The sequence below is a fragment of the Agrobacterium sp. CGMCC 11546 genome (assembly GCF_013365515.1).
In the GTDB taxonomy this organism is placed as follows: Bacteria; Pseudomonadota; Alphaproteobacteria; order Rhizobiales; family Rhizobiaceae; genus Agrobacterium; species Agrobacterium fabrum.
This window is the reverse complement of sequence record NZ_CP047388.1, coordinates 792,287-812,557: the sequence shown is the minus strand read 5'-3', so window position 1 is coordinate 812,557 and position 20,271 is coordinate 792,287. Positions and strand designations below refer to the sequence as shown.

18 protein-coding genes are annotated in these 20,271 nt (G+C 60.6%); 5 read left to right on the top strand and 13 right to left on the bottom strand.

Annotated features, from left to right (window positions below; genetic code table 11):
• Positions 1-7: 7 nt before the first annotated feature.
• The 4 genes from GSF67_RS18515 to GSF67_RS18500 all read right to left on the bottom strand — a co-directional run bounded on the left by GSF67_RS18515 (position 8) and on the right by GSF67_RS18500 (position 4,472).
• Positions 8-955, bottom strand: coding sequence for an ABC transporter permease (locus GSF67_RS18515; protein ID WP_006313732.1), 948 nt, complete (start codon positions 953-955; stop codon positions 8-10).
• Positions 952-1,893: an ABC transporter permease gene (locus GSF67_RS18510; protein ID WP_006313733.1), complete on the bottom strand. Its 942-nt coding sequence runs from the start codon at positions 1,891-1,893 to the stop codon at positions 952-954. Before GSF67_RS18510 ends, GSF67_RS18515 begins: the two co-directional genes overlap by 4 nt.
• Positions 1,890-3,353 carry an ATP-binding cassette domain-containing protein gene (locus GSF67_RS18505; RefSeq protein WP_006313734.1) on the bottom strand — a complete coding sequence of 488 codons (1,464 nt, stop codon included), beginning with the start codon at positions 3,351-3,353 and terminating at the stop codon, positions 1,890-1,892. Before GSF67_RS18505 ends, GSF67_RS18510 begins: the two co-directional genes overlap by 4 nt.
• A 102-nt stretch (positions 3,354-3,455) precedes the next feature.
• A complete protein-coding gene (locus tag GSF67_RS18500; protein WP_176072064.1) occupies positions 3,456-4,472 on the bottom strand; it encodes an ABC transporter substrate-binding protein in 1,017 nt (338 codons plus the stop codon).
• 308 nt (positions 4,473-4,780) lie between these two features.
• On the opposite strand from GSF67_RS18500, the gene GSF67_RS18495 reads away from it, so the two are divergent.
• Complete coding sequence (locus GSF67_RS18495) at positions 4,781-6,016, top strand: sensor histidine kinase (protein WP_006313736.1); 1,236 nt, start codon at positions 4,781-4,783, stop codon at positions 6,014-6,016.
• 1 nt (position 6,017) lies between these two features.
• Positions 6,018-6,740, top strand: a complete 723-nt coding sequence (locus GSF67_RS18490) for a response regulator transcription factor (protein ID WP_006313737.1) — start codon at positions 6,018-6,020, stop codon at positions 6,738-6,740.
• Between the two features lie 107 nt (positions 6,741-6,847).
• On the opposite strand, the gene GSF67_RS18485 is transcribed toward GSF67_RS18490, so the two are convergent.
• Together GSF67_RS18485 and GSF67_RS18480 are read right to left on the bottom strand one after the other, a co-directional pair.
• On the bottom strand, positions 6,848-7,864 hold the full coding sequence (locus GSF67_RS18485) for a DNA topoisomerase IB (protein WP_006313738.1): 1,017 nt from the start codon (positions 7,862-7,864) through the stop codon (positions 6,848-6,850).
• Positions 7,865-7,951: 87 nt separating this feature from the next.
• Positions 7,952-9,181, bottom strand: coding sequence for a PQQ-dependent sugar dehydrogenase (locus GSF67_RS18480; protein WP_006313739.1), 1,230 nt, complete (start codon positions 9,179-9,181; stop codon positions 7,952-7,954).
• 184 nt (positions 9,182-9,365) lie between these two features.
• On the opposite strand from GSF67_RS18480, the gene GSF67_RS18475 reads away from it, so the two are divergent.
• Positions 9,366-9,551, top strand: coding sequence for a hypothetical protein (locus tag GSF67_RS18475; RefSeq protein ID WP_006313740.1), 186 nt, complete (start codon positions 9,366-9,368; stop codon positions 9,549-9,551).
• Here GSF67_RS18475 and GSF67_RS18470 read toward each other — a convergent pair whose 3' ends face one another.
• The 3 genes from GSF67_RS18470 to GSF67_RS18460 are packed head-to-tail and all read right to left on the bottom strand — an operon-like array spanning position 9,552 to position 11,493.
• Positions 9,552-10,178, bottom strand: coding sequence for a class I SAM-dependent methyltransferase (locus GSF67_RS18470; RefSeq protein ID WP_006313741.1), 627 nt, complete (start codon positions 10,176-10,178; stop codon positions 9,552-9,554). It abuts the gene before it with no gap.
• A gap of 8 nt (positions 10,179-10,186) precedes the next feature.
• On the bottom strand, positions 10,187-10,855 hold the full coding sequence (locus GSF67_RS18465) for an RluA family pseudouridine synthase (protein WP_006313742.1): 669 nt from the start codon (positions 10,853-10,855) through the stop codon (positions 10,187-10,189).
• 50 nt (positions 10,856-10,905) lie between these two features.
• Complete coding sequence (locus GSF67_RS18460; RefSeq protein ID WP_006313743.1) at positions 10,906-11,493, bottom strand: YigZ family protein; 588 nt, start codon at positions 11,491-11,493, stop codon at positions 10,906-10,908.
• Positions 11,494-11,545: 52 nt separating this feature from the next.
• Between GSF67_RS18460 and GSF67_RS18455 the strand changes: the two genes are divergently transcribed.
• The gene (locus GSF67_RS18455; RefSeq protein WP_006313744.1) at positions 11,546-12,790 is read left to right on the top strand and encodes a TIGR03862 family flavoprotein; all 1,245 of its coding nucleotides are present in this window, start codon (positions 11,546-11,548) and stop codon (positions 12,788-12,790) included.
• Here the strand turns inward: GSF67_RS18455 and GSF67_RS18450 are convergent.
• The 3 genes from GSF67_RS18450 to GSF67_RS18440 form a co-directional block, all read right to left on the bottom strand.
• Positions 12,782-13,843: a glycine betaine/L-proline ABC transporter ATP-binding protein gene (locus GSF67_RS18450; RefSeq protein WP_006313745.1), complete on the bottom strand. Its 1,062-nt coding sequence runs from the start codon at positions 13,841-13,843 to the stop codon at positions 12,782-12,784. The two genes, GSF67_RS18455 and GSF67_RS18450, sit on opposite strands and share 9 nt — an antisense overlap.
• Positions 13,836-14,723 carry a proline/glycine betaine ABC transporter permease gene (locus GSF67_RS18445; RefSeq protein WP_006313746.1) on the bottom strand — a complete coding sequence of 296 codons (888 nt, stop codon included), beginning with the start codon at positions 14,721-14,723 and terminating at the stop codon, positions 13,836-13,838. The genes GSF67_RS18450 and GSF67_RS18445 overlap by 8 nt, the downstream gene beginning before the upstream one ends.
• A 219-nt stretch (positions 14,724-14,942) precedes the next feature.
• Positions 14,943-15,941 (bottom strand): ABC transporter substrate-binding protein, encoded by a 999-nt coding sequence (locus GSF67_RS18440; protein WP_035215784.1) that lies wholly within the window; start codon positions 15,939-15,941, stop codon positions 14,943-14,945.
• Positions 15,942-16,304: 363 nt separating this feature from the next.
• Between GSF67_RS18440 and GSF67_RS18435 the strand changes: the two genes are divergently transcribed.
• Positions 16,305-19,280 carry a PAS domain-containing protein gene (locus GSF67_RS18435; RefSeq protein WP_006313748.1) on the top strand — a complete coding sequence of 992 codons (2,976 nt, stop codon included), beginning with the start codon at positions 16,305-16,307 and terminating at the stop codon, positions 19,278-19,280.
• Positions 19,281-19,304: 24 nt separating this feature from the next.
• Here the strand turns inward: GSF67_RS18435 and GSF67_RS18430 are convergent, their stop codons facing one another.
• The gene (locus tag GSF67_RS18430) at positions 19,305-20,249 is read right to left on the bottom strand and encodes a glyoxylate/hydroxypyruvate reductase A (protein WP_006313749.1); all 945 of its coding nucleotides are present in this window, start codon (positions 20,247-20,249) and stop codon (positions 19,305-19,307) included.
• Between the last annotated feature and the right edge of the window lie 22 nt (positions 20,250-20,271).

Here is a 20,271-nt window from a genome sequence, read left to right as displayed (position 1 = left end):
TTTGGGTTCAGCGCGTGGCCTTGCGGCCGCTTGCCAGAAGAATGACTGAAATGATGATGAGGCCGGTGAGGATGAGGCGGATGCCGGCGCCGAAACCATAGGTGTTCAGCATCGATACCACCAGGAACATGAAAAGCGAGGCGCCCCAGATACCAGGAACGTTGGAATCCCCGCCTGACACCGCGGTGCCGCCGATAACCACGACGGCGATGGACATCAGCAGATATTCCGATCCCATGTTGAGCGCCGCACCTCCCGAGAAGCTGGCGAGGAGATAACCGGCAATCGCCGCCAGCACGGCGCAGAGCACATAGGTGACGAAACGGGTGCCATCCACAGGAATGCCGGTCATGCGGGCAGCGAAGGTACTCTGGCCGATGGCGGCAATCCAGCGTCCGTAAAATGTGCGGTCGAGCAGCAGCCAGGCGATGACCGACAGCAGCAGCGCAACAAGCGCCACATTCGGAATGCCGAATGAGCTTGATATCGCGAATGTCGCCAATGTTTCCGGCGGCTTGATGCGCAGGCCGCGGTTCGACCAGATGGCGATGGATTGTACGATGAAGCTCATCGACAGCGTCGCTATGATCGGGGGAATGCGCAGGAGCTTGATCAGCGCATAGTTGCCGATGCCGATGGCAATGCCGATCAGGATGGCGATCAGCAGTCCGGGCAGGATGAGGCTGTCGGACACATCCATAAATTTCAGGGCGAGCGTGCCCGACAAAGTCATCGTTGCGGGAACGCAGAGATCGATATTACCCGGCCCGAGCGTGATCACGAACATCTGGCCGATGCCGACGATGACTGAGAAGGCCGCAAAGGTGAGCGCCGCATGCGACAGCCCGAAGGAGCTTGCGCCGCCGGTGAAGAGCACGGTGATGATCCACACCGCAGCCGTTGCGGCAAAGGACCAGATCCATGGTTTTCTGGTGAAAGACGAAAGCCCGTTCATTGATTTTTCTCCCGCTTTTCGAGACGGTTGAGCAGGATGCGCAGCGCCAGCACGATGATGAGGATCGCCCCCTGAGCGCCGATCTGCCAGTCCGGCGAAATGCGCATGAAGGAGAGGAACGAGCCGGCGAGCGTCAGCGTCAGTGCGCCGATGACGGCACCGATGGGCGACACCCTGCCGCCAACGAATTCACCACCGCCGAGGATGACGCCGGCAATCGACAGCAGCGTGTAACGCAGGGCGATATTGGCATCGGCCGCAGTGGTCAGCCCGACAAGGGCGATGCCCGAAAGCACCGCGAAGAAACCGGCGAGCGCAAAGGTTGCGGCGCGAATGCCGACGACCGACCAGCCGGAGCGCTCGACCGAGCGGAAATTGCCGCCAACCCCGCGCATCAGCACACCGAAGGAGGAGCGCATGACGATGTAATGGGCGACGACAGCAATCAGGATGCTGGCGACGATGGCGATCGGCACGAAGGGCGGTTTCGCCGTCATCAGCGTGCGGATGAAGGCGGGTGCCTGACCGCCGGGCGAGGGCAGGATCAGCACGGCAAGGCCGCCCCAGACGAAACTCATGCCAAGGGTGACGACGATGGAAGGCAGGTTGCGGATGTGGATCACTGCGCCCAGTACCGCGTAAACCGCAATCGCCCCGGCGAAAATCGCAATGCCTGTCAGCGGCGAGGTCTGCAGAAAGGTGGCGGTGACGCAGGCGCAGAAGCTGACGAAGGTGCCCATCGACAGGTCGAGATCGTTGACCGACATGATCAGCATCTGCGCAATGGTGGCGAGTGCGATCGGCACCGCCAGATTGAACAGCAGGTTCATGCCGGTATAGCTCATGGCACGCGGCTGCATATAGAAAACGGCGGCGAGCAGGAAAGCGAGCGAGGCGGCGGGAATGATCAGGCGGAGGGCGTTTGCCGAGAGTTTCATGCGTGGTCCTCTCCGGCAAAGGAGGCAGCCAGCACATTCTGCTCGGTAATGTCATCGCCGACGAGTTCCGCCTGAATGGCGCCATCGCGGAAGACATAAACGCGGTCGCAGAGACGGATTTCATCCATTTCGGTGGAATACCAGATGAAGGTGCGGCCATGGGAGGCTTCGGTTCTCAAGATGTCATAGACCTCCTGTTTGGTGCCGATATCAACGCCGCGCATCGGGTCATCCATCAAAACGGTGCTGGCGGTGGTGGCGAGCGCGCGGGCGAAAAGCACCTTCTGCTGGTTGCCGCCGGAAAGGGACAGGATCTTATTGCCCATATCAGGCGTGCGGATTTCGATGCGCTTTTTCCACTGATCGCCGCGTTCGGTTTCCTTCGTCCTGTCCACCATGCCTGCGGATGAAATATCCCTGAGCGAGGTGATGGAGAGGTTCTTGAGGATGCTCCACAGCGGGAAGGTGCCGTTCAGGCTGCGGTCACCCGCGACAAAGGCGATATCGGTCTTGCGCGCCGGCAGCCAGCTGCTGTTGCGGGCAAGGTAAAGCTCGAGAAGCGCTTCGGTCTGGCCATGGCCGCCAAGACCGGCAAGGCCGATGATCTCACCGCGAAAGGCCTCGAAGGCAAGGCCTTCGCCCCGGCGCGCCGGCATGGACAGCACCTTTTCGCCCGCCTTGCGGTTTTCGCTTTTCTGCCTGTCCTGTTGCTTGACGACGCTGCCCATGGCCTCCACCAGCGTGCGCGTGGTGAATTCGCCCGCTGGCCGGTTGGCCACCACGCGGCCATCCTTCATGACCACGATGCGGGTGGCGGTCGAAAGAATTTCGCCAAGAATATGCGAGATCAGCAGCACCGAACCGCCCGTGCGGACAAAACGGCGGACATAATCCATCAATTGTTCGGCAAGGCCAGCATCGAGCGACGAGGTGGGCTCATCGAGGATCACCAGCCTCGGGGCGTCAGGCGTGCTGCAGAAATTGATGGCGATTTCCACCATCTGCCGTTCGGCGATGGAAAGTTCGGCAATCGTCAATTCACAATCGATGCCATGGCCGGGAAAAATCTCATCGAGCGTCTGGCGGATCATGACGAGTGCCCGCCCGCGCCAGTTCCGCCCGCTGATAGCGGCATGCATGATGCGGACATTTTCGCTGATCGTCAGGTTCGGGCAGAGCGACAGTTCCTGAAACACGCAGCGCACGCCGCTGGCACGCGCGGCCGCGATGCCTTGGCGGTTCCGGTCACTGCCGTAGGAAATGGAGCCTTCATGCGGCGTCAGCCCGCCATTGACGACGTTGACGATGGTGGATTTGCCCGCGCCATTATGGCCGACGAGCCCGAGGCATTCCCCGGCACGGATAACGAGATCGGCCCCATCCAGCGCCTTGACCGCGCCGAACACGACCTTCACGCCGCGCGCGGCGACGACTTCTTCCGCCTCGATGATGTCATTCATGAGCAATTACGCCAGTGATCTGAAAAAGGATAATATCGGTGGCTGTTGCGGCGCCCGTTTTTAGGAGCGCCGCAATCGGTCACATCGGGACGGTGCCCGGCCTTATTTGGCCGAGGCGATGGCCTTCTGGGCGTCTTCCTGCGAATATTCCACATTCGCGACGCCGCCCTTCTGGGTGTTCTTGAAGTTATCCTCAAGATTGCCCTGGTCGATGCGCAGGAAAGGAACGGTCAGGTCCTTTTTCACGTCCTTGCCGTCGAGGATCTGCTGCGCCACCCAGAAAGCGAGCGTCGAGACACCGGGGGCGATGGAGACCGACATGGTCTCGTAGCCGCTCGCGTCCTTCTGCTGTTTCCACCATTGCAGCTCGTCTTCGCGATTGCCCATGACGATGGTGGGGGTCGGGCGCTTGGCGGCGGCGAAGGCTTGTGCCGCACCGTAACCGTCACCGCCCTGTGTCACGACAGCCGCGACTTCGGGAAGGCTCGGCAGAATGCCGGCAACGGCGCGCTGGGCAACATCCTGCGCCCAGTCGCCATTGACCGAACCGACAATCTTGAACTGCGGGTTCTTGGCGACACCGGCGGCGATGCCGGCATGGATTTCGTCATCCACGGAAACGCCGGCGAGACCGCGGATTTCGAGCAGGTTGCCGCCTTTCGGCATGGCCTTGGCAAGATAATCGATCTGGCTTTCGCCCATCGCCTTGAAATCGACGGCGATGCGCCAGGCGCAAGGCTCGGTGACAATACCATCGAAAGACACGACGGTGATGCCGGCATCACAGGCTTCCTTCACCGCGCCGTTAAGCGCGGTCGGCGAAGCGGCGTTGATGACGATGGCGTCATAACCCTGCAGGATGAGGTTCTGGATCTGGGCTGCCTGTTCGGTCGCCTGGTTTTCGGCGGTCGTGAAGGCGTCGGCGGCGGCCACCTGTTTGTCGGCCACGGCCTGCTTGGTGATCTTGTCCCAGCTGGTCAGCATCGCCTGACGCCAGGAATTGCCTGCGTAATTGTTTGAGAGCGCGATTTTTTTGGCCGACGTATCGGCGTGAGCGGTGATCGGCAGAGCTGCGCATGCGACAGCGGCCGATGCCAGAAGCATCTTTCTGAAAGCCATTGATTTCCTCCCTGGTGGCTTGCCCTTTCGGGGTCCGGAACCCTCACCTGCCGCAAATCTCCTCGGCGGCAGACGAAATCCCGTTGCACTGGAGCTCCGTTCCCCAGTACAAGCGAGAATGACCAAGAAGATTTGGCTTGTATAGGCGGATCACGGCAATCTTCCTGCGGTTTTCCGCAGAAAGCATGCGGGAACCCGCAGGACGAAACGGCATTGCCGGGCGCAGAATGAATGATGCGGCGTTCTGATGTGTTTAAAACTGCGCCGCCTGATGTCGATTAGGCAGGCGCTTGGGAGGGCGTCCGCACATGCTGGATACGCCGAAAAGCGCTCTTTTCCACCACTATATGGGTATTGCGCGGCTGCTCGCCGGGCAGCTGGAATTTAATGCCATCATTCAGGCTGTCGCCACCGAGATCAGCCATATCATCCCGCATGATCATATGGATGTCTGCATCAAGCAGTTGGATGACAAATATCACATTGCCTATGAGAGCGGGCTCGTCAGCGCCTGGAGCCGGCAGCCGCCGGCCCTTCTGACCGGAAGCCCGATCCGCTCGTTGCTGTCAGGCGCCGTGGAACACCTGCTGAGCGGTGATGCCTGTTCCGATCCGCGCTTTCATTTCGAAGGTGCTTTTTCGAGCCCCATCATCGAGCTTAATCTGCATAGCCGCCTGCATGTGCCGATGAAGGTGCATGGCGACATTATCGGCGCGCTCAGTTGTTCCTCGCACCAGTCGAATGCCTATACGATGGAGGATGTGGCGAATGCCCGCGCGGTCGCCGATATGCTGGCGCCCTATTTCTATGCCATCCGCGCCGCCGAACAGGCCAAACGCTCAGCCATCGAGGAGGCGCGCGCCAATGCCCGCGAAGAAGGTCTGCGCCTCGGCGCGCTGCAATTGACGGAGGCGCTGGAGGCCGAGCGGCAGCGCATCGGCATGGACCTGCATGATCAGACGCTGGCAGATCTGACACGGCTTGCGCGGCGTATCGAGCGCATGAGCCATTCCGCCGATGTTTCCGGCGAGATGCTGGAACCGGTGGTGCGCAGCCTGCAGCATTGCATGCAGGACCTGCGCGAAATCATCGAGGAGGCAAAACCCTCGATCCTGCAATTGTTCGGCGTCGTTGAGGCCATCGAGACCTATGTGGACCGCTCCGTGCGCGACAGCGGCTCAGTTATAGAGTGGTCTGTAACGGATGAGACGGACGGGCTGGTGGAAAGGCTCGACAAGACGGTGGCCATCTCGCTGTTCCGCATCGTGCAGGAGGCGGTGAATAACGCCATTCGTCATGCCCAGCCGGAAACCATTGCCGTGAACCTCACCGCCGTCGATGGCGGGCTCAGGGTGACAGTCAGTGATGACGGCAATGGCGGCGGTGATGGCGCTGCTTCCGGCGGTCTCGGCATCGGCAACATGAAGACACGGGCGCGGCTGATCTCGGCGAGATTCGATATCGGCGGCAATCGCAACGGGGCGGGTACATGCATCACCGTGATCCTGCCAGAAGACGCTTTCGATCATCGAGAGGATGTGTGACATGGACGTGCTGATCGTCGAGGACGATGCGCTGCACCGCGCCTATCTGAATGAGGCGGTCAGAGCTGCCCTGCCGGAATGCGACAAGGTATTGGAGGCGGCCAACGGCAGAACCGGCGAAAAACTCGCGAGGGAAAACCGGGCAGCCCACATCGTCATGGATTTGCAGATGAACGAGCGCAACGGCATCGAGGCGGCGCGCACCATCTGGAAGGAGCGGCCGGACACCCGCATCCTGTTCTGGTCGAACTATTCGGATGAGGCCTATGTGCGCGGTGTGTCCCGTATCGTGCCGGAAGGGGCCGCCTATGGTTACGTGCTGAAATCCGCCTCTGATGACCGCCTGAGGCTGGCGCTGCGCAGCATCTTCATCGAGGCGCAATGCGTGATCGACCGGGAAGTTCGCGGGTTGCAGGAAAAGAGCCTCGGCAAGGCGCATGGTTTTACCGATTCCGAATATGAAATTCTCGTGGATGTCGCGCTGGGCCTCACAGACAAGGCGATTGCGCGCCGCCGCAACCTGTCGCTGCGCAGCGTGCAGAACCGGTTGCAGAGCCTTTACGAGAAACTGAACGTGCATCAGGCGGCTGGCGACGACGAAGCGGAAGGGCGGTATAATCTCCGAACCCGCGCCGTGACCGTGGCTTTCCTGCGCAAACTCCTGAATTACAGCGCTCTCGAAAGGGCGGAGCGAGAGCTGGCGGAGTGGGCAACAAGCCGCTGACCGCTAGAACACATCCGCTCTAAACGGAAGCGGCGGATGTGCTCTATCTTTTTGTTTTATCGCATTATCCGGACGTAAAACCGCGACGCACTTTTACTGGAAATGCTCTAAGGCAGGAAGGCCAGCAGCCGTCTTTCATCGGCCCTGAGGCCGGAGACGGGTTTTGCACCGACCTTCAGGATGCGACCGAGTTTTTTCCGGGCTTTTTCTTCTGTGGCGATATCGAGAACGGCCGGGTGCACATAGCTCTTGCGGCAGATGGCGGGCGTGTTGGAAAGCTCTGATGCCGCGGCCTGGCACATGCCCTTTATGCTCGGTTTTTCACCAGCCGCGACGTGTTCCATCGCGTTGCAAAAGGCCGCCAGCGTTCCGCCCCAGGTGCGGAAGGTCTTGGCCGAAATGCCCTGACCGCCAATGCCTGAGAGGTAGGCGTTGAGATCGCTGGAATCGACGGAATGCACCCGGTTTTCGCTGTCCTGCCAGACAAAGAGTTCCTTGCCGGGCAGGTCGGCGATTTCCTCGAGGATTTTCTGAAGGCGCGGGTGGCGCAACTGCCGTTTCACTTTCTGCCCGCCCTTGGCGGCAAAACGCAGTTCGATGGTTTCACCGAAGGACACATGGCGCTTGAGCAGGGTCGTCGCGCCATAGGTGCCGTTGGTTTCAAGATAGGAGCGATTGCCGACGCGCAGATAGGCGGCGTCAAGAAGGAGAGTGAGTGCCGCAAGCGTCATCTCCTGCCCATGGTCCTGCTTCCCAATATCCGCCATCGCGCGGCGACGTATGGCCGGCAGCGCCTTACCGAAGCTCTTGAGCTGGAAGAATTTCGTCTCACCTCTGAGCGCATGCCAGTCGGGATGATAGCGATATTGTTTTCGCCCGCGCGCATCAAAGCCGGTGGCCTGTAGATGGCCCGCCGGGTCGATGCAGATCCATACGTCTCTATAGGCGGGCGGCACGCCGAGCGATTTGATACGCTTCAGTTCGACGCTATCGGAGAGGAGATCGCCGCCCGGTAGCCGGTAACAGAAACCGCGCCCGCGCTTTTCACGGGCAATCCCCGGCTCCTGGTCATTGACATAGGCAAGCCCGATTTTGGCAAGAAGGCGAGTCGGCGGTTGTGGCATTGTTTTTCCCGGCAGGTTTCACGCTGCGGCAAACGAAAAACAGGCCGCCTTCGTTCCGGCAGCCTGTCGTTCCGATCACGAGTTTTCTCAACCGGCCTTGGCGATCCGCAGAATCTGCGAGTTTCCACCACCACGCTCTTCCGTCACGGCGTAGACCGCGCCATCCGGCCCGATCTTGACGTCGCGGATACGCGCTTCAAGCGGCAGGCGGCTTTCGGTCGCGACCTTGTCGCCGTCGATATGCAGGATAACGAGACCCTGACTTACCAGGCCACCGACAATGAAGGCGCCCTTCCATTCGGGAATCTGGTCGCCGTCATAATAGGCCATGCCGGAGGGGCCGATGACCGGGTCCCAATAATAGACCGGTTGCTCCATGCCTTCCTTGGCGGTGGCACCCTCACCGACGGACCGGCCGCTATATTCGACGCCATAGGTGATGACCGGCCAACCATAATTCAGTCCCGCTTTCGGCAGGTTCAGCTCATCGCCGCCCTTGGGGCCATGTTCTACGGTCCAGAGCCTGTCCTGACCATCCAGTGCCGCCGCCTGCATGTTGCGGTGACCGTAACTCCAGATTTCGGGAAGCGCATTCTGCTGACCGGCAAAGGGGTTGCCCTCAAGCGCCTTGCCTTCGGTATCGATGCGGAAAACCTTGCCGAGACCGCTCGATAGATCCTGCGCCTGCACGCGCGGCTTTGCGTCCGAACGTTCACCGACGGTGACGTAAAGCTCGTTGTTCGGACCGAAAACGAGGCGGGAGCCGAAATGTTTGTCGCCGTCATAGGTCGGCATCTGGCGGAAAATCACTGCAACATCTTCAAGTTTCGCCGCGCCGCCCTCTTCGGTCAATTTTGCGGAGGCCACGGAGGTGCCGTTGCCGCCGTCACGCGGTTCGGAGAAGGAGAAGAATATCTTGCGCGATGTCTCGAAATCCGGCGCCAGCGCGATGTCGAGAAGACCGCCCTGTCCGTCTGAGGCGACCTCAGGCACGCCTTCTATCGCCGGGCTGGCCTTGCCGTCGGCGACGATATGCATGGCGCCCTCTTTGGCAGCGACGATCATCCGGCCATCGGGCAGGAATTCCATGGACCACAGATGTGGCAGGCCCTCGGCGACAACGGTTTTTTCAACGTTTGGCTGGGTGGCAGCCTGCGGCGCCCGGGTCTGGCCCTCAAAAGCCGGTTTCTGATCCGGCGCATTCGGCCGTTTGGTTTCGGCAGCCGGAGCGGTCTGGGCGTGGGCGGCGCCGGCAAGCGGCACGGCGAGCAGCGCGCACAGGATCGTCGAACTCAGAAATCGGTTTTTGTGGAACATGGGTCTCCCTTCCATCGTTAAGGTCACGCAGGAAACCATTTGGTGAGAATTTCGTTTCCTTCGAGAGTTTCAAGAAAACTTGATCATTGCGTGTGCAGACGCCACGCTCTTTTCTCATCCATGCGAATTCATAGGGAACCGCGAGGCGTGGGCGACGTTTGGACTCTGTTATACGGAGGGTGCCATGCAGATCATCGACAACAAGACGATAGACGGAAACAGACCGAAGCCGATCCTCAACGTCGCGGAATTCTGCCGCCGTTACCGGCTGGACAAGGCCGAGGAAGTCAGGCTCAGAAAGCTGTTTGGCGAGTTCGCTTCGCGGCACGAGCTTTTGATGAATGCACAGCGCAGGCCAAACTTCCGCTGATCATTCCTGCTGGTCGAGAGAGTTCCCGAAGATCATGAAGACATCATAGCGCGTATTCTTGCCGATGATCTGGTGTGAGGGCTTGCGAATGCCCGGCATCGGATCGGCGCGCAGCGGCCATTTCAGCACCACCCGCTTTGTTGCATGGGCAAGCGCCACCTCCATCAGCTCCACCTGATCCGGATCGGAGCCCACTAGTTCCCTCAGCACCCGCATTTCTTTTTTCACCAGCGCCGTATTGTGGCGGGGCGGATGCATGGGGTCGATGACCACCACCTCGGGTGAAAGCTCTTTCAGCAATTGACGGGAATCACCCTGCAGCAGCGTCATGCGCGACGCCGCCTCGGCATAGGCGCCGCCCGCTTCCAGGGCGCGGCTGATACCATCAGCGAGATGAGCATGCATGCCAGGCGAACGTTCGATAAGGGTGACCTCGGCTCCCAACGATGCGAGCAGGAAGGCATCCCGCCCCAGCCCGGCCGTTGCATCGACGATTTTCGGCGTGCGGCCTTTAGTGAAACCGGCGGCTTTCGGCAGGGCCTGTCCGCGCCCTTCGCCGGAGCGGAAACGGTGGCCAACCGCACCGCCAACAAAATCCACCACGAAACTTTCGTTTTGTTCCTTCATCTGCGACCTCAGAACGGGCAGGGCACGGTATAGGTGACGTCACGGCCATCCGGATGGCGGAAGCCAACCTCTTGCGCATGCAGCATCAGGCGCGGCGCGGCGGTAAGTGCTTCACCTTCGGCATAAAATTCATCGCCGAGAATGGGGTGGCCTAGCGCCTTCATATGCACACGCAATTGGTGGGTGCGGCCGGTAAGGGGCGTAAGCGCCAGCCTCGTCGCGGGAAGCGGCAATCGCTCCAGGACGCGCCAAAGGCTTTGCGCCGGCTTGCCATTTTCATGGTCCACCCGGTGGCGGGGCTTGTTGTCGGGGTCGATCGCCAGCGGCAGGTCCACTTCGCCTTCTTCGCCCGCCACCGTGCCCCAGACGATGGCCACATAGGATTTGCGCGTTTCACGCTTCTCGAACTGGGCTGCGATTGCCGCATGCGCCTTGCGGTTGAGCGACATCAGCACGATGCCTGACGTGTCCTTGTCCAGCCGGTTGATCATCAGCGCTTTCGGAAACTGCTTCTGCACCCGCGTCATCAGGCTGTCGGAAAGCGCCGGATCGCGCCCCGGCACGGACAGAAGCCCGCTCGGCTTGTCCAGAACCAGCAGGTCGTCATCGCGGTGCACGATGGTGAGCCAGGGGTCGAGCGGCGGATAGTAGATGGGGTTGGAAAGCTTAAGTGACATATCGCTTCCTTAGCACGAATTGCGCATTCGGACAGTCGCTGGAAAATGCGCTAGTCCGGAATATGCAGATTGACGCGCCCGCTGGTCAGGTCGCTCAGAAGCCGGGTCAGCCGTTCGGCTTCTTCGGCCGGAACGGAGAGCAGCATATCCGCGCCGGTGCCGGTGAATTCCTCTCTCTCCAGCCGCAGGTTCGGCGTGGCAGAGAGCCGCGATTTCACCAGCGCCAGATCGGAAAAGGGGCAGCTCAAGGTCGCGCTGACATAGGCGATGACGGGTGAAGTCTCGCCGAGCCGGAGGCAGGCCGCCGCCGTGCCGCCATAGGCGCGCATCAGCCCGCCGCTGCCGAGCAGGATGCCGCCGAACCAGCGGATGACGAGAACCGCGACATTATCCAGCGCCTGACCGTCTATCGCCTGAAGGATCGGTTTTCCCGCCGTGCCGGAAGGCTCGCCATCGTCGCTGAAACGATATGTCTGACCCGTTCGCCAGGCCCAGCAATTATGGTTGGCATCGGGGTCCGAATGCACTGCCAGAAAGTTCTTCGCATCCTCCTCGCCGGTTACCGGTGCGGCAAAGGCGATGAAGCGGCTTTTTTTGATATCCTGCGAAAAGGTAACGGGGCGGTCGAGCGTGAACATCCGCGTTCAATATCGCATATATTCGCACCCGGAAATCGGTATAAGGCTCTCAATGGCAAAGATGGCTAAGGAGAGGGTTTTGAGCGAGGCGAGGCAGGTCGCGATTATCGGCGGCGGGCCGGCGGGGCTGATGGCAGCCGAGATGCTCTCGGCCGCGGGCCATGCCGTGACGGTGTTCGAGGCTATGCCGACCGTGGCGCGCAAATTACTGATGGCCGGAAAATCCGGTCTCAACATCACTCATGCCGAAGATTACGACAGTTTCCGCCACCGTTTTGGCGAGGCGGAACCGAGACTGCGCGCCGCCCTTGATAATTTCACGCCTGAGATGCTGCGCGACTGGGCTGAGCGGCTGGGGCAGGAAACCTTCGTCGGCACCTCCGGCCGGGTGTTTCCCAGGGTGATGAAGGCGTCGCCGCTGTTGCGCGCCTGGCTTGCGCGACTGGAAGCGCAGGGCGTCACCATCCGGACACGACATCGCTGGACGGGTTTTTCCGGCGACCAGCTGGTGTTTGCAACGCCTGACGGCGAAGTCACCATCAAGGCCGATGGCGTGTTGCTGGCACTCGGCGGCGCGAGCTGGCCACGGCTCGGCTCCGATGCCGCGTGGGTGCCAGTGCTGGCGCAGAAGGGTGTGGGAGTTTCCCCGTTCCGCCCCGCCAATTGCGGTTTCGACGTCGATTGGAGCGATATTTTCCGGGAGCGTTTTGCTGGCGAGGCCGTCAAATCCACGGTGACGATTTCTCCGGCCGGAGCCTTTCAGGGCGAGTTCGTGATCACGAAACATGGCATCGAGGGCAGCGTGGTCTATGCCCATTCCGCCGCACTGCGCGACCGGCTGGAACAGGCAGGCGGCGCGGCGCTCGCGGTTGATCTTGCGCCCGGACGCACGGTGGAACGGCTCTGCCGCGATCTGGAAAAGCTCGGCCGGAAGGAGAGTTTCGCAAACCGCATGCGTAAGGCCGCCGGTCTCTCCGCCGTCAAGGTCGGGCTGCTGCGGGAAATCTTCCCTGATATTGCGGCCATGCCGGATGGTTTCGTCGCAGCGAGACTGAAACACCTGGAGATACCGCTCCTGCGGCCGCGGCCGATTGCCGAGGCGATTTCGGCAGCGGGCGGCGTCGCGTGGAGCGGTGTTGACGAGAACTACATGCTGGAAAGCATCCCCGGCATATTCGTTGCCGGGGAAATGCTGGACTGGGAGGCACCAACCGGCGGTTATCTCCTGACCGCCTGTTTCGCCACCGGCAAGGCGGCGGCGAAGGGTTTGGCCGGGTGGCTTGAAAGTTCAGCCTGACAGCCGTTCCGCCATGCCGCCTTCCTCGCCACGCGCGGTCCTGACGAGGCAGTGCATGATGGCGTCGGTGGTGACAGTGCCGAGCACCTTGCCATTTTCTCCTGCGACCGTGGCGCTGCTGACATTTTCCCGCACGAGCGCCCGCAGGCCTTCCTCGACCGTCATATCCGCGTCGAGCTGAAGGCGGGACTGGCCGGAAAATTCCGGCTGCACGATGGCGCCGAGGCGAATGACCCTGCCGCGATTGACCTCTTCCACGAAGGCCTCGATATAGCTGTCGGCTGGTGACATCACGATCTCGGCGGCCGTGCCCTGCTGGATGATCTCGCCGTCACGCAGGATGGCGATCTTGTCGCCAAGCCGCAGCGCCTCGTCGAGATCGTGGGTGATGAAGACCACGGTCTTCTTCAACTCCTTCTGCAATTCCAGCAGCACCGTCTGCATGTCGACACGGATCAGTGGATCGAGTGCGGAATAGGCCTCGTCCATCAACAGGATTTCGGCATTGTTGGTGAGCGCGCGGGCGAGGCCGACACGCTGCTGCATGCCGCCGGAAAGCTGGTTGGGATAATGGTTGGAAAAACCCTCGAGCCCCACGCGCCTGATCCAGACTTCGGCCCGCTCCTCGCGTTCGCGTTTGTCGATACCCTGCACCTCAAGGCCGTAGACGACATTCTGCAGCACGTTGCGATGCGGCAGCAGGCCGAATTTCTGGAATACCATCGCCGTCTTGTGGCGGCGAAATTCCAGAAGATCCGCTTCGTTGAGGCGACAGACATCGGTGCCGCCATAGAGGATTTCGCCAGCGGTCGGGTCAATCAGCCGATTGACGTGGCGGATCAGCGTCGATTTGCCCGAGCCGGAAAGGCCCATGATCACGGTGATCTGCCCGCCCGGCATGGTGATGTTGATGTCACGCAGGCCAAGCACATGGCCATGCGTGGTGTTGAGCTCAGCCTTGGACATGCCGGCCTTCACGGCTTCGACATGATTTGCCGCCTTGGAGCCGAAAATCTTGTAGAGGCTGCGAATTTCGATCGATTGACTAGCCATGCGCCACTTCCCGGTGTTTTTGCAGACGAAGGCCATAGGCCTGGCTGATGCGGTCGAAGATGATGGCGATGCCGACGATGGCAAGCCCGTTGAACACGCCGAGCGTGAAATACTGGTTGGCGATGGCCTTCAGCACCGGCTGGCCAAGACCCTGCACGCCGATCATGGAGGCGATGACGACCATGGCGAGGGCCATCATGATGGTCTGGTTGATACCGGCCATGATGGTGGGGAGTGCGAGCGGCAGCTGCACCTTGAACAGTTTCTGGCGCTTCGAGGATCCGAAAGCGTCGGCCGCCTCCAGCACGTCGTGGTCGACCATGCGGATACCGAGATTGGTCAGCCGGATCATGGGCGGAATGGCGTAGATGATGACGGCGATGACGCCAGGCACGCGGCCGATGCCCAACAGCATGACGACGGGAATGAGATAAACGAAGCTCGGCATCGTCTGCATCACGTCGAGGACGGGATTAACCACGTTCTGCAGGCGGTTCGATCGCGCCATGGCGATGCCGATCGGCAATCCGATGACGATGGACATGACCGCGCAGACGAAGATCATCGAGACCGTCTTCATCGTGTCTTCCCACATGCCGAACCAGCCGATGGCGAAGAGAATGCCGCAACACAGTGAAACGATGGTAGCGCTGCGGCTGGCAAACCAGGCGAGCGCGCCGACAATAAGAATAACGACCGGCCAGGGTGCGCCGATCAAAAGCCTTTCCGCCCAGATGAGAAAGCTCTGCAGGGGGGTGAACAGCCCCTCAATCGCGCCGCCATAGGTTCGGGTGAAGCCCCGGAATCCCTCGTCGATGACTTTTTTCAGCGCGCGCAGAGCATCGTCATTCATGGTCGGAAATTTGAAAAGCCATTCCATATCCTGTTCTCCATGAAGAACCGGAGGCGGGGATCTATATCCTCCGTACTCCGGGAGTAAAATCGCCAGAGCGCCGCGCGTCCTTGAGGACACAGGGCGGAACACTCTGTTGAACCGGCGCATCATCGCCCGGAAGCCGTCAGGCATTCCGGAGCGGATGCGGCGCGGCGTCGCCATTGACGAACGCCGGTCGCCGGGCAGATATGTGAGGACGCGCTTTTAAAGGGCGGCCTTGACCTTTTCCGCAACTTCAGGAGAGACCCAGCCCTTCCAAAGGGCTTCGTTTTCCTTCAGGAATTGCTTGGCGCCGTCTTCACCGGTTGCCTGGTTGTCGGTCATCCAGGCGATCAACTTGTTGACGGTGGCGTTGGTCCAGGCGCGCTTGTTGAGATAGTCCATGGCCGGGCCGGCACGGTCGGCAAAGCTCTTGCTGACGAGCGTCTGCACGTCATCCACTTGCCATGCGTTTGGCTTCGGGTCCGGACAATCGGCAACCGAGGTGCAGCGTTTCCATTCGGCCGAATCATATTCGGTGCCGAAACCGAGCTTCACCATCTCATACTTGCCGAGCAACGACGTGGGGGCCCAATAATAACCGACCCATGGCTGCTTGGCTTCGTAAGCCTTGGCGATGGAACCGTCGAGGCCTGCGGCCGAGCCTGTATCGACCAGGGTGAAGCCCGCCTTTTCACCGCCGAAAGCCTTGAAGAGCTGTGCGGTGACAACAGTGCCGCCCCAGCCCTGCGGGCCGTTGAACACGGCGCCCTTGGACTTGTCTTCCGGCGCGGGGAACAGTTCGGGGTGTTTGAAAAGGTCAGGAATGGTCTTGAGATCGGGATTGGCATCGGCGAGATATTTCGGAATCCACCAGCCCTGGACGGCGCCGTCCGACAGGATCTTGGCGGCCGCGACGACCTTGCCGCCTTCCAGTCCGTGCTTGACGATTTCCGGCTGCAGGCTGACCCAGGCCTCGGGGGCGATATCCGGCTGGCCTTTTTCGGCCATGGAGGTCAATGTCGGCACGGTGTCGCCGGTCACGATTTCGGCGGAGCAACCATAGCCTTTTTCAAGAATGAACTTATCGAGATTGGCGGCGACTTCGGCGGATTGCCAGTTCATGCTGGCGATCGTCACGTTTCCGCAGTCGGCGGCATAGGCCGCGCCGCCTGAAAAGGCGAAGCCGGCAGAAAGAATTGTGGCACCCAAAAGTATTTTCATTTTTGTTCCCTCTGGTCGCGGTGTGGCGAAGACCCGGGCGCTGACGGCACCGCGACCGCCAGCACCCTTATTGAGGCTTAATAATTCCTTTGTGGCCATTCCGTTTGCGGCAGTTTCTGGCGTATTGAGGATGGCAATCGTCAAGCAAAGCCGCTTGTGAAGGGTTTTATTAGTGAAATTTTCGGTGCGAAGGCTCTGAATTTTCACGTTCTTTAGCGGTTGCGACACGAAATTTGTGACGCGGTGGAACTTTTTCGATTTTTTGAAAAACCTCTGGAACAATAAGCGGAAGTTTCTGTTTTCTTGGACTTTTCTCTCGTCGTGTATTACGGGAGGTTTCCTCTCGATTTGTGGTGATGTTGAATGACCAATCTTCGTGCTGCCCCGGTATGGCCGATCGGTGGCGGTGAAACGGGTGAGCTTGTGCGCCGCTTCGACTGGTCGAAGACATCGCTCGGTCCTATTTGCGACTGGCCGCAAAATCTGAGGCAGAAGGCCAATTCCGTCGTCAACTCTCCTATTCCGCAGGTGCTGATGTGGGGGAGCGATCATGTGATGATCTACAATGACGGTTATGCCGAGATCGCCGGCAATTATCACCCGCGGGCACTTGGCGGAACAGTGCCCGGCATCTGGCCGGAAATATGGGACTGGAACAGCCGCATCCTGGAAGCCGGTTTCCGCGGCGAGGTGATGGCCTATCGCGACCAGCCAATGACGCTCATGCGACATGGCGTGCCGGAAGAGGTGATCTTCGATCTGTTCTACACGCCGATCTATAACGAGGGCGGCACGGTGGACGGCGTTTTATGCACCGTGCTTGAAAATACCGATAAGGTGAGGGCGCTGGAGGCGCTTGAGCAGAGCCGCATGGAGCTTAGCCGGCTGACGAATGCCCTGCCTATTCTGGTCGGATATGTCGATCGTGACTACGTCTATAGATTCGCCAATGACGGCTATCTGGAATGGTTCGGACGACGTGCCGAGGAGGTGATCGGCCGCAGCGTGCCCGACATCGTCGGCGCGGCGTTTTTCGAAGCCCGCAGGACCTATCTCGACCGGGCGCTTGCTGGTGAGAAGATCGTTTCCGACACGGTGATCCGCAGGCCGGACGGCAGCCTGCGCGCCGCCGAAATCAGCTATGTGCCGCGCTATATTTCGGATGGCTCCATCGATGGCATCTATGTGCTGATCATCGACATCGAGGAACGCAAGCGCTCGGAGCAGGAAATCCTCATCAGCAACAACCGTTTCCGCGCAGCGGTGGAGGCGGTGCATGGCGTGTTGTGGACCAACAGCGCCGATGGCAGGATGCGGGGCGAGCAGCCCGCCTGGACCGCCATGACCGGACAAACCCCTGAAGAATATCAGGATTTTGGCTGGGCGGACGCGGTTCACCCGGAAGACAGGCAGGGGTCTGTTGACAGCTGGAACAGGGCGGTCGCGGAAAAGTCGACCTACCTCTGGGAACATCGGGTGCGCCGCCATGACGGCGTCTACCGCACTTTTTCGATCCGCGGCGTGCCGATTTTCGACAAGGACGGCGCCATTGCCGAATGGGTCGGGGTTCACACGGATATTACCGAGCAACGGCAGTCGGAAGACACCCTCAAGGAACATGCCAGCAATCTTGAGCGTGAGATTCGTCACCGCATCCGGGCGGAAGAGCAGCTTCGGCAATTGAACGAAGGCCTGGAAGCGCGTGTCGAGATGGAAATGGCGGAGCGCCGCCAGACCGAAAAGGCGTTGCAGCAGGCGCAGAAGATGGAATCCATCGGCCAGCTGACGGGCGGCGTGGCGCATGATTTCAACAATCTTCTGCAGGTGATCGCGGGCAATCTGCAATTGCTGTCTAAGGATGTGATCGGCAATGAACGCGCCGAAAGGCGGCTGGAAAATGCGCTTGCCGGTGTCCATCGTGGTGCAAAGCTCGCCAGCCAGCTGCTGGCCTTCGGCCGCCGACAGGCGCTGGAGCCGCGCGTCATTAATATCGCCCGTTTCGTGACCGGCATGGATGATCTTTTGCGCCGTTCGCTCGGCGAGGGGATAGAGGTGGAGGTCATTACGTCAGGTGGTCTCTGGAACACCTATGCCGATCCCAACCAGGTGGAGAATGCGCTGCTCAACCTCGCCATCAATGCGCGCGACGCCATGGAGGGGCACGGCAAGCTGACCATCGAAGTTGGCAATGCGGTTCTCGATCGTGATTATGCCCGCAAGCATTCCGAGGTTTCGGCGGGGCAATATGTGATGCTCGCTGTCACCGATACGGGATCGGGCATGTCGCCGGAGATCCTCGAAAAGGTCTTCGAACCGTTCTTCTCGACAAAACCGGAGGGCAAGGGCACCGGTCTCGGTCTTTCGATGGTCTATGGTTTCGCGAAACAATCGAGCGGCCACGTCAACATCTATAGCGAGGTGGGGCAGGGCACGACGGTGAAGATGTATCTGCCGCGCTCCGCTGCCGATGAGGACAGGGAAGTGGTGATGCCGACCGGTCCCGTCGAGGGCGGAACGGAAACCATTCTCGTGGTGGAGGATGACGAGGAGGTGCGCAACACCGTCGTTGAGACGCTTGGTGACCTCGGTTACCGGGTGCTGACCGCCCGTGATGCGCAGGCCGGCCTGACGGTGGTGGAAAGCGGCATTCCGATCGATGTCATCTTCACCGACGTGGTGATGCCCGGGTCTTTGAAAAGCCGGGAAATGGCGCGCCGCGCGCAGGAGCGGCTGCCCAATCTCGCCGTTCTCTTCACCTCCGGTTACACGGAAAACTCCATCGTGCACGGCGGCAAGCTGGATGCCGGGGTGGAACTTCTTTCCAAGCCCTATACACGCGAAGCACTGGCACGGCGCCTTCGCCATGTGATCGCCAATCGCAAGCAGGTATCGCTCTCGAGAGCACAACCGGCGGCCATGAACGGTTATTCCAAACCTTCCCAAACCGCGAGCGCGGTTGACGGCGAAAACAGGTCTATCCGCGTGCTGCTGGTCGAGGACGATGAGTTGATCCGGATGAATTCGACGGAAATGCTGTCGGATAGCGGTTTTGCCGTCGTCGAGGCGGGAAATGCCGCGCAGGCGCTGGAGGTGATCGAGGCGGACCCGATAGACGTTCTCGTTACCGATCTCGGCCTGCCCGACATGAAGGGCGGCGAACTGGCGGCGGAGGCCCTGCGCCGCAAGCCGGGGCTTGCAATCGTGTTTGCGACGGGTGACAGCCATCTGCCGGAAGGGGCGCCCGAAAGCGCGGTGCTGCTGACCAAGCCCTATGACGAGCAGCAGATCGTCGCGGCCGTCGAACGGGCTCATACGGCAAAGGCGACGGGGGCGGAATAGGCCGCCCGCCGTCTTGTCGCCGGCTCAGTAACCGCGGATCATGTCGACCGTGTCCGGTAGCCTGCCGGTCTCCCGCCAGATGCGGACGTTCCCCGCCACGATGCGGGCCGAACTCTCCCGGCTTGTCGGCGCGGAAATATGCGGCAGGACGGTGACTTTCGGGTGCCGCCAGAAGGACGAAGCCGTGGGCAGCGGCTCCTGTTCGAAGACATCGAGAACGGCGTGCGAAATCCGGCCGGAATCGAGAGCAGAGAGCAGGTCATCGGCGACAATGACGGCGCCACGGGCGAAATTGATGAGTGCGGCCCCCTGTTTCATCACGGCGAGACGTCCGGCGTCGAGAAGCCCGCGCGTCGCATCGGTGAGCGGCACGAGGCAGACGAGAATGTCGCTTTTTTCGAGCAATGTTTGCAGCCCGTCATCGCCGGTCAGTGTTTCCACACCCGCAATTGCCTTCTCCGAACGGCTCCAGCCACTGACGTTGAAACCGGCATGGGTGAGGCGCTCCGCTGCCGCCGTTCCGAGCGCCCCAAGGCCGAGCAGGCCGATGGTCATCTCGCCGGGGTGACGATAGTCCAGCTCCTGCCAGAGCGCCTTTTCTTGGTTCTTGCGATAGGCCGGCATGTCGCGCTGCAGATAATAGGTCCATGCCAGCACGGCTTCCGCCATCACGCGGGAAAGCTCGGGGTCCTTCAATCGAACGATGGGCGGAGCTTTCTCACCCAGTTCCAGCACCAGCCGCTCGACACCCGCCCACAGGCTGTGAATCCATGTGAGGCCCGGAAGTGCGGCAATATCGGCGGGATCGGGATTGGCGACGATGGCGAAATCCACCCGGCTTTTCTGTTCCGCGCTCAATTCGGAAAAGGAAAGGATGTCTTCTTCCGGCATGGCGGCGCACAGCGCCTGTTTCCAGACGGCTTCCGTTTCCGCATTCATCCGCGAAACAAACGCGATGGGTGATGGCATGAGATTGGTCCTGCTTGCGATT

What these genes read in the sequence shown, in the direction of transcription:
- GSF67_RS18485 (WP_006313738.1), bottom strand. Translation starts at nt 7,864, where the DNA reads ATGCCACAACCGCCGACTCGCCTTCTTGCCAAAATCGGGCTTGCCTAT.
- GSF67_RS18460 (WP_006313743.1), bottom strand. Translation starts at nt 11,493, where the DNA reads ATGTTCACGCTCGACCGCCCCGTTACCTTTTCGCAGGATATCAAAAAA.
- GSF67_RS18455 (WP_006313744.1), top strand. Translation starts at nt 11,546, where the DNA reads ATGGCAAAGATGGCTAAGGAGAGGGTTTTGAGCGAGGCGAGGCAGGTC.
- GSF67_RS18435 (WP_006313748.1), top strand. Translation starts at nt 16,305, where the DNA reads ATGACCAATCTTCGTGCTGCCCCGGTATGGCCGATCGGTGGCGGTGAA.
- GSF67_RS18450 (WP_006313745.1), bottom strand. Translation starts at nt 13,843, where the DNA reads ATGGCTAGTCAATCGATCGAAATTCGCAGCCTCTACAAGATTTTCGGC.
- GSF67_RS18500 (WP_176072064.1), bottom strand. Translation starts at nt 4,472, where the DNA reads ATGGCTTTCAGAAAGATGCTTCTGGCATCGGCCGCTGTCGCATGCGCA.
- GSF67_RS18465 (WP_006313742.1), bottom strand. Translation starts at nt 10,855, where the DNA reads ATGTCACTTAAGCTTTCCAACCCCATCTACTATCCGCCGCTCGACCCC.
- GSF67_RS18510 (WP_006313733.1), bottom strand. Translation starts at nt 1,893, where the DNA reads ATGAAACTCTCGGCAAACGCCCTCCGCCTGATCATTCCCGCCGCCTCG.
- GSF67_RS18445 (WP_006313746.1), bottom strand. Translation starts at nt 14,723, where the DNA reads ATGGAATGGCTTTTCAAATTTCCGACCATGAATGACGATGCTCTGCGC.
- GSF67_RS18440 (WP_035215784.1), bottom strand. Translation starts at nt 15,941, where the DNA reads ATGAAAATACTTTTGGGTGCCACAATTCTTTCTGCCGGCTTCGCCTTT.
- GSF67_RS18490 (WP_006313737.1), top strand. Translation starts at nt 6,018, where the DNA reads ATGGACGTGCTGATCGTCGAGGACGATGCGCTGCACCGCGCCTATCTG.
- GSF67_RS18475 (WP_006313740.1), top strand. Translation starts at nt 9,366, where the DNA reads ATGCAGATCATCGACAACAAGACGATAGACGGAAACAGACCGAAGCCG.
- GSF67_RS18480 (WP_006313739.1), bottom strand. Translation starts at nt 9,181, where the DNA reads ATGTTCCACAAAAACCGATTTCTGAGTTCGACGATCCTGTGCGCGCTG.
- GSF67_RS18505 (WP_006313734.1), bottom strand. Translation starts at nt 3,353, where the DNA reads ATGAATGACATCATCGAGGCGGAAGAAGTCGTCGCCGCGCGCGGCGTG.
- GSF67_RS18515 (WP_006313732.1), bottom strand. Translation starts at nt 955, where the DNA reads ATGAACGGGCTTTCGTCTTTCACCAGAAAACCATGGATCTGGTCCTTT.
- GSF67_RS18430 (WP_006313749.1), bottom strand. Translation starts at nt 20,249, where the DNA reads ATGCCATCACCCATCGCGTTTGTTTCGCGGATGAATGCGGAAACGGAA.
- GSF67_RS18470 (WP_006313741.1), bottom strand. Translation starts at nt 10,178, where the DNA reads ATGAAGGAACAAAACGAAAGTTTCGTGGTGGATTTTGTTGGCGGTGCG.
- GSF67_RS18495 (WP_006313736.1), top strand. Translation starts at nt 4,781, where the DNA reads ATGCTGGATACGCCGAAAAGCGCTCTTTTCCACCACTATATGGGTATT.